Source organism: Actinokineospora sp. UV203 (genome assembly GCF_056323665.1).
Genome location: NZ_CM150484.1, coordinates 1,302,979 through 1,315,510 on the forward strand (window position 1 = coordinate 1,302,979; position 12,532 = coordinate 1,315,510).

The 12,532-nt window shown below is 69.1% G+C and carries 12 protein-coding genes; 10 read left to right on the forward strand and 2 right to left on the reverse strand.

The window, feature by feature from the left end:
• Nucleotides 1-15: 15 nt before the first annotated feature.
• The gene (locus ACUZ2Y_RS05760) at nt 16-528 is read left to right on the forward strand and encodes a hypothetical protein (protein WP_476327623.1); all 513 of its coding nucleotides are present in this window, start codon (nt 16-18) and stop codon (nt 526-528) included.
• Between the two features lie 63 nt (nt 529-591).
• Nucleotides 592-1,365, forward strand: a complete 774-nt coding sequence (locus ACUZ2Y_RS05765; RefSeq protein WP_476327625.1) for an SGNH/GDSL hydrolase family protein — start codon at nt 592-594, stop codon at nt 1,363-1,365.
• Between the two features lie 64 nt (nt 1,366-1,429).
• Here ACUZ2Y_RS05765 and ACUZ2Y_RS05770 read toward each other — a convergent pair whose 3' ends face one another.
• Entirely contained in the window at nt 1,430-1,633 is a 204-nt protein-coding gene (locus tag ACUZ2Y_RS05770; RefSeq protein WP_187217814.1) for a cold-shock protein, read from the reverse strand.
• A 254-nt stretch (nt 1,634-1,887) separates the two neighbouring features.
• A complete protein-coding gene (locus ACUZ2Y_RS05775) occupies nt 1,888-2,496 on the reverse strand; it encodes a hypothetical protein (RefSeq protein WP_476327628.1) in 609 nt (202 codons plus the stop codon).
• Nucleotides 2,497-2,623: 127 nt separating this feature from the next.
• Here ACUZ2Y_RS05775 and ACUZ2Y_RS05780 point away from each other — a divergent pair, with 127 nt between their 5' ends.
• From ACUZ2Y_RS05780 to malQ, 8 genes are all read left to right on the forward strand, one after another.
• Nucleotides 2,624-3,133: a VOC family protein gene (locus ACUZ2Y_RS05780; protein ID WP_476327630.1), complete on the forward strand. Its 510-nt coding sequence runs from the start codon at nt 2,624-2,626 to the stop codon at nt 3,131-3,133.
• Nucleotides 3,134-3,297: 164 nt separating this feature from the next.
• Nucleotides 3,298-4,083, forward strand: coding sequence for an ABC transporter ATP-binding protein (locus ACUZ2Y_RS05785; RefSeq protein WP_476327632.1), 786 nt, complete (start codon nt 3,298-3,300; stop codon nt 4,081-4,083).
• Nucleotides 4,080-5,114, forward strand: coding sequence for an ABC transporter ATP-binding protein (locus tag ACUZ2Y_RS05790; RefSeq protein WP_476327634.1), 1,035 nt, complete (start codon nt 4,080-4,082; stop codon nt 5,112-5,114). Before ACUZ2Y_RS05785 ends, ACUZ2Y_RS05790 begins: the two co-directional genes overlap by 4 nt.
• On the forward strand, nt 5,111-6,979 hold the full coding sequence (locus ACUZ2Y_RS05795; RefSeq protein ID WP_476327636.1) for an AMP-dependent synthetase/ligase: 1,869 nt from the start codon (nt 5,111-5,113) through the stop codon (nt 6,977-6,979). The genes ACUZ2Y_RS05790 and ACUZ2Y_RS05795 overlap by 4 nt, the downstream gene beginning before the upstream one ends.
• On the forward strand, nt 6,976-7,884 hold the full coding sequence (locus tag ACUZ2Y_RS05800) for a branched-chain amino acid ABC transporter permease (protein ID WP_476327638.1): 909 nt from the start codon (nt 6,976-6,978) through the stop codon (nt 7,882-7,884). The genes ACUZ2Y_RS05795 and ACUZ2Y_RS05800 overlap by 4 nt, the downstream gene beginning before the upstream one ends.
• A complete protein-coding gene (locus tag ACUZ2Y_RS05805; RefSeq protein WP_476327640.1) occupies nt 7,881-9,020 on the forward strand; it encodes a branched-chain amino acid ABC transporter permease in 1,140 nt (379 codons plus the stop codon). The genes ACUZ2Y_RS05800 and ACUZ2Y_RS05805 overlap by 4 nt, the downstream gene beginning before the upstream one ends.
• 48 nt (nt 9,021-9,068) lie before the next feature.
• Nucleotides 9,069-10,373, forward strand: a complete 1,305-nt coding sequence (locus ACUZ2Y_RS05810; protein WP_476327642.1) for an ABC transporter substrate-binding protein — start codon at nt 9,069-9,071, stop codon at nt 10,371-10,373.
• Between the two features lie 177 nt (nt 10,374-10,550).
• Nucleotides 10,551-12,524: a 4-alpha-glucanotransferase gene (gene malQ / locus ACUZ2Y_RS05815; protein WP_476327644.1), complete on the forward strand. Its 1,974-nt coding sequence runs from the start codon at nt 10,551-10,553 to the stop codon at nt 12,522-12,524.
• Nucleotides 12,525-12,532: the final 8 nt, after the last annotated feature.

The window sequence follows — 12,532 nt, forward strand, 5'->3', positions numbered from 1 at the left end:
CCGCAGGGTGGCGCCGTGCGCGATGCGGTGAAGAAGGGGATCAGGCAGGCGCTCCTACCGGTGCTGGTCCTGTTCTGGATCGCGCTGAGCCTGCTGCGGGCGATCCCCGGCAACCCGGCACGGCACGCGATGCGGCCCGTCGTCACGGAGATGCGCGCGCTGCGGCCCCGGTTCCTCGCCCGGCACGGCGACTCGGGAATCGGCTTCGACAACCGGACCCCATGGTTCACCCGGTACCTGGTGGTCGCCGACGCACCGGACCTCGGTGCGGTGGTCCTCGCCGCGGCCGCGCGGGCCGGCTACCGAAGCGACCCGGACCCGCGCACGTCGATCACGAACTCCGACCCCGCCTGGACGTGTCACGTCCTGACTCGCGGTGCCCGGAGACTGACGATCGGCATCGCCCGTCATGCCGAGGTGCCGGTGCACTCCTACGGCCGGGGCATCACGTGGGGAGACACCTTCGCGGCGCGCGAGGGGCGGGCGCTGCTCCGGCTGAGCGTCTCGCTGCGTGCCTCAATTCGATGAGTGCGCTCCACAAACTGGTTAGCCAATCCCAGCGGGGTCGGCCACAGTGCTACGACAGCGGGCATGAGCATCGTTGCCGCGTTGGTGTTGAGTCTGGCTGTGGTCCCCGCACCGGTGGTGTCGGAGTACGTCGCTCTCGGGGACTCGTATGCCGCTGGTGTGGGCAGCGGAGGGAGCTCCCGGACGGGATGTGGGCGCAGCGAATTCGCGCACCCGAACCTCTGGAAGGCCGCGCATTCACCTGGGGCGTTCGCGTTCCCCGCGTGCTCCGGGGCGACCACGCAGCACGTCCTGGACCGGCAGTTGGGGTCGCTGTCGGGTGAGACCGAGTTGGTGACGCTCACCGTCGGCGGGGTGGACGCCGACTTCACCAAGGTGATGACGACGTGCACGCTGGGTTCGGACCACGCCTGCGAGAAGTCAGCGGCGCGGGCGCGGGAGATGATCCGGTCCGAGTTGCCGGGTCGCTTCCGGCGGTTGTTCGAGGGGATCGCGGCCGCCGCGCCGAAGGCGAGGGTTGTCGTTTTGGGGTTTCCGCGGCTGTTCGAGTCCCACGGCTGTTCGGGCGGGTTGTCACCGGCCAAGCGGGCCGCGGTGAACAACGGGGCCGATTCACTCGCCGAGGTGACCGCGGCGGCCGTCGCCGCGGCCGGGAGTGCGGTGACGTTCGTGGATGTTCGGGAGGTGTTCGCCGGGCACGGGATCTGTGGGGACGACCCCTGGGTGCATCCGGTCACCACGCCGCTGACCAACTCCTACCACCCGAACCGCGACCGGCAGCTCGGATATCTGCGTGCCCTGGAGTCCGTGGTGGCGGGAACAGCTCAGCGCAGGTGAGAGCCCGACTGGGCTCTCACCTGCGCCTACGGCACGCCGATGGATCGGCGGCCGTCGCGAGGTGCTAGGAGGGAACGATGTTCTCCGCCTGCGGGCCCTTCTGGCCCTGCGTGATGTCGAAGGTGACCTTCTGGCCTTCCTGCAGCTCGCGGAAGCCCTGGGCAGCGATGTTCGAGTAGTGGGCGAAGACGTCGGGTCCTCCACCGTCCTGCTCGATGAAGCCGAAGCCCTTTTCCGCGTTGAACCATTTGACGGTTCCGGTGGCCATGTGTCCTCCAAAAGAACGTAGTAAGTCGGCGCCCGCACGATGCGGGACCGCAGGTGATCGCCGTGGTCCTCAGTGACTGGGAAAAACAAAACGCCCGTGGCTCGCGCTCACGGGCAACCTGCACTTCGGAACCATGACAGCTGTCCTGACGCTACACGGGTAGTCCTTTCGGCGCCTGCGCTACCCCGCCATTACGCGGTCGACCGTGCGGGTGGTACGGAACCGAACCCGTCCCGAACCCGTCGTGCCGCGGGTCAGGTCGCGGGCGGGCGCAGGCCCAGTCTGCGCAGCTCCCGGCCTGCCAGATCGGCCACCGTCTCCGGGTCGCCGGTGCGCCAGCCCGCCCCGACCGGGCCCGCCGACGCCAGCCGCGACAGGGGTTGGGTCACCAGGGCCCGCAGCGCGAGCAGGTCCAGTCCGTCCGGGCCCTGATCGCGCAGCCGCACCGCGGCGTTGGCCTCTCGCGCGTACCGCACCCGGCGGGGCAGCCACACGATCAGCAGCAGCGTGACGGGGACGGCGATCAACGCCACGGTCAGCCACAGCGCCAGGCTTTCGACGGCTTCGATCTGCCACCGGCCCGCCTCGCTGAGCCGCGCGCCACCCGCCGACCCGGTGTGCAGGGCGTCCGCGAGCGGGCGCCCGACCAGGGGCACGTCGTCGGCGTTGTCGGCGGCGGCGTCGAACGTGCCGCTCAACCCGGTGCCCGCGTCGACCAGGCCCTGGCCGGGCGCCCGCAGCCGCAGCACCCGCTCCCGGACCTCGGTGGCGAGCCACACGGTGGCGAACACGATCAGCAGGGCGACCAGGTCGGCGGTGGCCTGGCGCGCGCGGCGGACGGGCTGGTCGGCGTAGAGCTTCATCGGCGCTCCTCGGGACGACTGGCAGGAAGGTACCCCCGCCCGAAGACGATCAACCGTCACAACGTGAGTCGTGGCCGCGATCGGAATAGAGTGGTCGGTCGCGAACCACTCAGGCGAAGGGAGCGAGATGCCGCAGCCCGAAGGTCAGGAACTCCAGGAGATCCGCGCGCGTCGGGAGTCGTTGCGGGAGCGGTACTTGCGGCCTGGGCAGGCGACAACGGTCCGCGGCATCCACCACCTGGCGCTGATCTGCCGCGATGTCGAGGAGACGATCGCGTTCTACCAGGAGCTGCTCGGGTTTCCGTTGGTCGAGTTGGTGGAGAACCGTGACTACGCCGGGTCCAGCCACTTCTTCTTCGACATCGGCAACCACAACTTGCTCGGCTTCTTCGACTTCCCCGGCCATGACCACCCGCCGTTCACCGAGACCATCGGCGGGGTGCAGCACTTGGCGATCTCGGTGTCGGCCGAGATGTTGGACGCGGCCAAGAGGAAGCTCGTCGACGCGGGTATCGAGTACCTCGGGCCCGATCGTGGTGTCGAGGACAGCGTCTACTTCCGGGACCCGAACGGGGTCGGGCTTGAGCTCTACCAGGAGCGGCTGGGCGTGTTCAACGGGACCAAACTGCTCGACTGACTACAGAGTGTAGCGATCGGTCACCTGAACGGCTGCACTCTGCGACTAGGGGTGCCGGAGCGCGAGGAACGTATAACGAATCAAGCCTCATCGCTTGGTCTCAGCGGTCGCGTGATCAATGCTCTGCTGACAGAGTGTGACGCGGGTCACCGGTGGGAGGTTTGATGCTTGCGGTCCGCAACCTCGAGGTCGTCTACGACGACGTGATCCTGGTGCTGCGCGGTGTCAGCCTCGAGGTGCCGGACGGCAAGATCGTCGCCCTGCTCGGGGCGAACGGGGCGGGCAAGACGACGCTGCTCCGGGCCATCTCCGGCCTGCTCGGGGTGCATGAGGGCGAGGTGACCAAGGGGTCGATCACCCTCGACGACGAGCCCATCCACCGCAGCAACGCGGCGCGGATCGTGGCGAGGGGAATCAAGCAGGTCCAGGAGGGCAGGCAGATCTTCGCCGAGCTCACCGTCGAGGAGAACCTGCGGGTCGGCGCCCACACCAACATCAAGCACCTCAAGGAGAACCTCACCCGGGTCTACGGGCTGTTCCCGGTGCTGCGCGACCGTCGCAAACGGACCGCGGGCTACCTCTCCGGCGGCGAGCAGCAGATGCTCGCGATGGGCCGGGCGCTGATGTCGGACCCCAGCCACCTGCTGCTCGACGAGCCCAGCCTGGGCCTGGCTCCCCTGCTGGTCCAGCAGATCCGCGACCTGATCGTGCAGATCAACGCCCAGGGCACCACGGTCCTGCTGGTCGAGCAGAACGCCACCATGGCCCTGTCCATCGCCGAGCACGGGTACGTGATGGAGAACGGCAAGATCGTGATGGACAAACCCGCCAAGGAACTCCTCGCCGACGAGGACATCCGCGAGTTCTACCTGGGACTCGGCGCGGAGGGCGCGGTCAAGTCCTTCCGCGACGTCAAGCACTACAAGCGGCGGAAGCGGTGGCTCTCATGAGCGAGCCTGCGAGCGAATCAACGTCCCAGCGCGAGCCCGTCCTGGCAAGCGAATCAACGTCCCAGCGCGAGCCCGTCCTGGCAAGCGAATCAACGTCCCAGCGCGAGCCCGTCCTGGCAAGCGAATCAACGTCCCAGCGCGAGCCCGTCCTGGCAAGCGAATCAACGTCCCAGCGCGAGCCCGTCCTGGCAAGCGAATCGACGCCACAGCGCGAGCCGATCCCGGTAAGCGCATCGACGTCCCAGCGCGGGCCCATCCTCATTTTCGACGACGTCCACCTGTCCTTCGCCGGCGTCAAGGCCGTCAACGGCGTCTCCTTCGAGGTCGGCGAGCGCGAGCTGTTCGCCATCATCGGCCCGAACGGGGCGGGCAAGACGTCGATCTTCAACGTGCTCTCCGGGGTGTACCGGCCGCAGCGGGGCCGGGTGGTGTTCGACGGCGTCGACCTGGTGGGCAAGCCGCCGCACCGGATCGCCGCGCTCGGGATGGCCCGGACGTTCCAGAACATCGAGCTGTTCTCGAACCTGACCGTGCTGGACAACCTGATGCTCGGCAGGCACCACCACATCCGCTACGGCGCGCTGTCCGCGTTCGCCTGGTTCGGCCGCGCGCGTCGCGAGGAGATCGCGAACCGCGCCGTGGTGGAGAACATCGTCGATTTCCTCGAGTTGGAGCAGTGGCGCGCGTTTCCGGTGGGTCTGCTGCCCTACGGGGTGCAGAAGCGCGTGGAGCTGGGCCGGGCACTGGCCATGGAGCCCAAGCTGCTGCTGCTCGACGAGCCGGTCGCGGGCATGAACCTGGAGGAGACCGAGGACATGGCGCGCTTCGTCCTCGACATCCGCGACGAGCTCGACATCCCGATGATCCTGGTCGAGCACGACATGGGCCTGGTCATGGACTTGGCGGACCGGGTGATGGCGATGGACTTCGGCACGCCCATCGTCACCGGCACGCCCGGCCGGGTCCAGGCCGACGAAGGGGTCATCCGGGCCTACCTGGGGCAGGAACACGCGACGGAGGTGACGTCATGACCCAGGTCGTCGAACCGAGCACGAAGACCACGACCACCATCGTGACCAGGGTGCGAGATCGCGCGCGCGCCATGCCTGACGCGGTCGCCATGCGGGAGAAGGACTTCGGCATCTGGCAGGAAGTGTCCTGGTCGGACTACTGGGACAAAGTCGAGCTGGTCGGCCACGCGCTCCTCGCGCTCGGCGTGCGGCCCGGCGACCGGGTGGCGATCCAGTCGGAGAACCGCCGGGAGTGGCTCTACACCGATCTCGCCGCGGTGGCGGTGCGGGCGATGACGGTGGGCCTCTACCCGACCAACCCGGCCTCCGAGGTCGCCTACCTGCTCGCCCACTCGGGCAGCAAGGTCCTGCTCGCCGAGGACCAGGAGCAGGCGGACAAGGTGCTGTCCGTGCTGGACGAGCTGCCCGAACTCGAGCGGATCGTCTACCTGGAACCCCGGGGCATCCGGCGCCGCTACGACAACCCGAAACTGCTGTTCTGGGAAGACCTCCTGGCCATGGGCGCCGAACACCGGGCGGCGCACCCGGGCGCGGTCGAAGAGACCATGAGCCAGGCCCAGTCCGACGACATCATGACGTTGGTCTACACCTCGGGCACGACCGGTCCGCCCAAGGGCGCGATGCTGACCGTGGCGAACGTCGAGTTCAGCATCCACACCCTGATCGAGGGCGGCGGGTTCACCTCTCCCCCGCCGAGCACCGACGACATCATGCTGTCCTACCTGCCGCTGTGCCACGTGGCCGAGCGGATCTTCACCACCTGGTTCAACTCGTCGGCGGGGGTGCAGGTCAACTTCGCCGAGTCCATCGCGACCGTGCAGCCCAACCTCCGGGAGATCCAGCCGACGATCCTGTTCGGGGTGCCGCGCATCTGGGAGAAAGTGCTCGCCGGGGTCAACATCAAGATCGCCTCGGCGTCCCCGGCCAAGCGCGCGCTCGCACGGTTCTGGCTCAAGGTGGCCGACGGCATCGGCGACACCCTGGTGCGCACCGGCGGCAAACACACACCGGGCACCCGGCTGCGCTACGCGCTGGGCTACCTGTTCCTCTACCGCGCGCTGCGCGACCGCATCGGCATGCGCAAGGTCCGCTACGCCGCCTCGGGCGCCGCGCCGATCGCGCCGGACGTGCTGAAGTTCTTCATGGGCATCGGGGTGCCGATGCACGAGGTGTACGGCATGACCGAGAACAGCGCGATCGCCACCGCCAACCGGCCCGGCCGGGTCAAGCTCGGCACGGTCGGCGAGCCGCACCCGGGTGTCGACCTGCGCGTCGACGAGGAGACCGGCGAGATCCTGACCAGGCACGCGGGCGTGTTCGCCGGCTACTGGCGCGACGAGGAGGCCACCGCGAAGGCGGTCGACGAGCAGGGGTGGCTGCACACCGGCGATGTGGGTGTGTGGGTCGACGGCACGCACGTCAAGATCACCGACCGGATGAAGGACATCATCATCACCGCGGGCGGCAAGAACGTCGCGCCCTCGGAGATCGAGAACGCGCTCAAAGTCTCGCCGTACATCAAGGAAGCCGTGGTGATCGGCGACAAGCGCCCGTACCTGAGCGCGCTGATCGGCGTGGAACTGGAGACCGTCGGGGAATGGGCGCAGCGCAAGCGCATCCCGTACACCACCTACCGGGACCTGTCCGAACGCCCGGAGGTCATCAAGCTGGTGCAGGGCATCGTCGACGAGGTCAACAAGAAGTTCGCCTCCGTCGAGCAGATCAAGAAGTTCCGCATGCTGCCGAAGGAACTCGACCACGAGGACGGCGAACTGACCGCCACGCAGAAGGTCAAGCGGTCGGCGCTGGGCAAGCTGTTCGACGGCCTGGTCGAATCCATGTACCCCAAGGGAGGCGGCGCATGACCACCTTCCTGCAGGCGGTGGCGGGCGGACTCGGCCAGGGGTCGGTCTACGCGCTGCTCGCGCTCGGCTTCGTGATCATCTACAAGTCGATGCGGGTGGTCAGCTTCGCCCAGCCCGCGTTCATGCTCGCGGGCGCCCTCGCGGTCAGCTTCCTCGCCGAACCGCTGCTCGGGATACCGAGCCCGTGGGGCTTCTTCCTGGCCCTGGTGCTCGGCGCGATCGGTGTCGCCCTGCTCGGGCTCGGCATCGAGCGGACGGTGATCCGGCCGATGGTCGGCAAGCCGGTGTTCGTGATCGCGATCATCACCCTCGGCATCGACATCGTGGTCCGGTTGGTGGCCAACATCTTCATCGGCCTCGACGTCCGCCCCGTGGGCGACCCGTGGGGGCTGAGCTCGATCACTCTCGGCGGCGTGCAGGTGCAGGAGCGGCACATCGTGATGCTGGTCACCACGGCCCTCCTCGTGGTCGTGCTGTTCTCCTTCTTCAAGTTCTCCAGGCTCGGCCTCGCCATGCGGGCGGCCTCGTTCAACCAGGAAACCGCGCTGGCGCAAGGCATCTCGGTCGGCACGGTGTTCGCCACCTCCTGGGCGATGGCGGGCGCGCTGGCCGCGGTCGCGGGGACGTTCCAGGCCACCGGCGCGGGCATCGACCAGAACTTGTGGATCATCGCGCTCAAGGCGCTGCCCGCGATCATCCTGGGCGGGCTGGACTCCCTGGGCGGGGCGGTGATCGGCGGGTTCACCGTCGGGCTGGTCGAGTCGCTGGTCGCCACCTACCAGAGCGACTTCGCGCCGTGGCTGGGCCAGAACTTCTCCGTGGTCTCGGCCTACGTGGTGATGCTGCTGGTGCTGCTCGTCCGACCGTACGGGCTGTTCGGCACGAAGGAGGTGGAACGGGTATGACCGACCAACGGTCCCCGAAGGCCTCGCGTCAGCTCTGGGGCAGGCCCGAGCTGTACACCTCGTACGGGCAGAACCTCCGGATGCTCAACACCCGGCCCAAGCAGCTCGCCGTCGTCGCGATGGTGCTGCTCGCGGCCACCTACCTGCCGTTCGGGCTGCCCGACGAGTGGCTGCACCTGTTCGCCACCGGGCTGGCCGCGGCGATCGGCGCGATCGGGCTGAACATCGTCACCGGGTACGCGGGTCAGGTCAGCCTCGGGCACGCCTTCTTCCTCGCCATCGGCGCGTACACCGCGTCGGCGCTCAGCGGCGAGCCGGGCAGGCGCACGATCGGCTTCGGCATCACGTTCCTGCCCGTGTGGCTGCTCGCCGCCGGGCTGGTCGCCGGACTCGCGGGCGTGATCGTCGCACCGCTCGCGACCCGGTTGCGCGGGCTCTACCTGGCCATCGTCACCCTCGGGCTGGTGTTCCTTGGCCTGCACATCTTCAAGGAGTGGCGGTCGCTCACCGGCGGGCCGGGCGTCGGCAGGCAGGGCCCGGTACCGGAGATGTTCGGGCAACGCCTCGACCGCAGCGGCGACTTTCTCACGGGTGACCAGAAGATGTACCTGCTGACGCTCGTGCTGCTCATCATCTTCGCCGTGTTCGCCCGCAACCTGGTGCGGTCGAAGGTGGGCCGGGCGTTCGCCGCGGTACGCGACCGCGATATCGCGGCCGACGTGATCGGGGTCAGCGTCACCCGCTACAAGGTGCTCGCGTTCGGCATCTCGTCGTTCTACGCCGGCTGCGCGGGCGCGCTGCTCTACGCGGTTCTCGGGCGGGTCGAACCCGACTCGTTCAACCTGCTGCTGTCCATCCAATTCGTCGCGATGGTGCTGATCGGTGGGGCCGGAACGATCTCCGGCTCGATCATGGGCGCGCTGTTCATCACGATGCTGCCGCGGCTCACCCAGGAGCTGCCGACAGTCCTGCCGTTCATCAGCTCGGACGTGACCGCACCGCTCGGCGCGGCCAACCTGGCGATCATCTTCTATGGGCTGATGATCATCCTCTTCCTGATCTTCGAGCCGCGTGGGCTGTTCGGGATCTGGATCCGGATCCGCAACTACTTCAAGGCATGGCCCTTCTCCTACTAGCCCTTCTCCTACTAGCCAGTCGATTCGCCTGCCACGAAAGGAATACCGATGACCAGTCGAACAACTCAGCTGCTGGCGGGCCTGTCCGCCCTGGCGCTGATCGCGACCGGCTGCGGCCGAGGTGACTCCGGTGGCGGCGGTGGCGGCGGCGAAGGTGCCGTCAAGACCGACGTGGGCGTCACCGCCGAGCCGTGCAAGGACACGCCCGACCTCAAGAAGGGCTGCATCTTCCTGGGCACGATCTCCGACCTGACCTCCGGCCCGTTCAAGGCGCTGGCCGTGCCGATCACCGAGGCGCAGAAGAAGTTCTGGGAGCGGGTGAACAAGTCAGGCGGCATCGACGGCTACGGCGTCGACGTCACCACTTACGTCCGCGACAACAAGTACAACCCCGAGACCCACAACCAGGTCTACCAGGAGATCAAGAGCAAGGTGCTCGGCCTGGCGCAGACCCTCGGCTCGCCGACGACCGCGGCGATCATCGGCGACCTGAGTGACAACAACATCGTGTCCGTGCCCGCATCGTGGACCTCGGCGTGGGCGTTCGAGGACGTGATCCTGGAATCGGGCACCAACTACTGCCTGGAGTCGATGAACGCGATCGACTACGCGGTCGAGGAGTTCAAGCCCAAGTCCGTCATGGCCGTGCACTACCCCGGCGACTACGGCGAGGACGCGGCGGCGGGCGCCAAGGTGGCCGCGGAGAAGAACGGCCTGACGTTCGAAGCGGTCGAGACGGCCTCCGGGCAGGACAACCAGGCGGGCGCGATCAACGCCGTCACCTCCAAGAAGCCCGACCTGGTCATCCTGACCACCGGCCCCACCGACGCGGCGGTGATCGTCGGCCAGACCGCCGCCCGCGGCTACACCGGCAAGTACATCGGCACCAGCCCGACGTGGAACCCAGGCCTGCTCAAGAGCCCGGCGGGGCCCGCGTTCAAGGCGCTGTACCTGCAGTCCGGACCGTGGGAGACGTTCACAGCCGAAACACCGGGGCACAAGAACATGCGGGACACGCTCGGCACCGGGGTCACCGGCAACGACGGCTACACCGCGGGCTGGGTCTGGTCCTACCCGCTGCAGGCGGCACTGAAGAAGGCCGTCGCGAACAAGGACCTGTCCAGGGAAGGCCTGCTCAAGGCCGTCAAGCAGCTGGACAAGGTCGACTATGAGGGCATGCTGCCCGCATCGGCGGGCAACTTCACCGGCGACGCCAACGCGGGTGTGGTCCGGGAGACGATGATCGCCAAGCCGGACGATGCCTCACCGACCGGTGTCAGCACCGTGAAGCCGTTCTTCGTCGGACCGACCGCGAAGGACTACAAGTTCGACAAGCCCTGCTTCCAGAGCTGACCGAGGCGCACCGCGGTGCGGGGCCGTCCGGCACACAGTGCGCGGACGGCCCCGCCCGCCGTTCAGCCGACTGGTCCTTTGTGGACATAGCCACGCACCGGTGTGGTCCCGGGCGCGGAGGCACGCCGCGGTTTACGGTGAGATATACCCGCACCCACCGCGACGAGGAGGGCCGTCTTGGCCGACGCCGACCTGTGCGACCTGGCCGACGCCCACGGCGTCGCCACCTGGTACTCCGACACCGAACGGCGCCGGATCGACATCGCCGACGACGTCGTGGTGGCGGTGCTCGCCCAGCTCGGCGTCGACGCGGGCACCCCCGCCTCGGTCCGGGCCGAGCTGGCCGACGCCCGGTTCCGGCGCGACCGGGCGACGGTGCCGGACCCGCTCGTGCTCCGCGCCGGGGACTCCCCCGCCATCGGCGCCGCGGGTGTCCTCACCACCGAAGACGGCGACACCCGGGCGGTCCGCGACCGGCTCCCGCCCGACCTGCCACTCGGCTTCCACACCCTGGCCATCGGCGACCGCCAGGTCACCGTGATCGTCGCCCCCGCCAAGCTGCCGCCCGTCCCACCCGCGTGGGGCTGGATGGTGCAGCTCTACGCGCTGCGCTCGGCGGGCTCGTGGGGCATCGGCGACCTCGCCGACCTGCGCGCGCTGGTCACCGGGTCGGCCCGGCTGGGCGCCGGGGTGGTCCTGGTCAACCCGGTGCAGGCGATCACCCCGGTCACGCCGCTGCAGCGCTCGCCGTACTCGCCGTCGAGCCGCCGGTTCGCCAATCCCCTGTACCTGCCGATCACCGACCTCGACGCGTTCCGCCAAGCCCCATCCGACGTGCGCACCGAGGTGGGCGCGCTCGCCCCACCCGCGGACGCCGAGCTGATCGACTACGACGCGGTCTGGAAGGCGAAGCTCGCGGCGCTGGAACTGCTGTGGCGGCACGCGCCCGACCAGCGGGCCCAGCCTGCCGACCCCGCGCTCGACGACTTCGCCACGTTCTGCGCCCTGACCGAACGGCATGGCGCGGACTGGCGAACCTGGCCCGCGGACCTGCGCCACCCGGACAACCCCGCCGTAGCCGCCGCCCGGCGCGACCTGACCGACCGGGTCGGCTTCCACGCCTGGGTGCAGCGGCTGTGCGGCCACCAGCTCGCCGACGTCCGCGCGGCGGGCCGTGCCGCCGGTCTCGGCGTCGGGATCGTGCACGACCTGCCCGTCGGCGTCGACCCGGCGGGCGCCGACGCGTGGGCACTGCAGGACGTGCTGGCCTCCGAGGTCACCGTCGGCGCCCCACCGGACGCGTTCAGCAGGCAGGGCCAGGACTGGAACCTGCCCCCATGGCGCCCCGACCGGCTGGCCGCCACCGGGTACCAGCCGTTCCGCGACGTCATCGGCAGCGTCCTCGCCCACGCCGACGGGATCCGCGTCGACCACGTCGCAGGCCTGTGGCGGCTGTGGTGGATCCCACCGGGCCGCCCGGCGAGCGAGGGCACCTACGTCCGCTACGACGCCGACGCCCTGCTCGGCGTGCTCGCCCTGGAAGCCCACCGGGCGAGCGCCATCGTGGTCGGCGAAGACCTCGGCACCGTGCCGGACGAGGTGACCGAGACGCTGCGCGAGCGGGGCGTCCTGAGTTCCGCGGTGCTGTGGTTCCAGCGCGACGAGGACGCACCCGGCACGCCGCTGCTCGCGCCGAGCCGGTGGTCGACCGAGGCGATGGCCAGCATCTCCACCCACGACCTGCCGACCGCGGCGGGCTTCCTGCGCGGCGAGAACGTGCGGGTGCGGACCGAACTGGGCCATCTCGACGACCCGGAAGCCGAAGCCCGTCGCGCCGCCGATGACCGAGACGAACTGCTGGCCGAACTCGCCGAACACGGCCTGCTCCCAACCGACCCCGGTGAGGAAGACCTGGTCGCCGCCCTGCACGCCCTGCTGGCGACCGCGGCCAGCAGGCTGCTGCTCATCTCCCCGCAGGACGCCATCGGCGAACCGCGCCAGCCCAACCTGCCCGGCACCGTCGACGAATATCCCAACTGGCGGATTCCGCTCCCGGTCACGGTCGATGAGCTGCTCGAACACCCGCTGCTCCAGCGCGCGGTGTCCGCGCTTCGCGCAGCCCGTCCTGCAGAGGCGCGCGATAGGCGGTAGCACTGTGA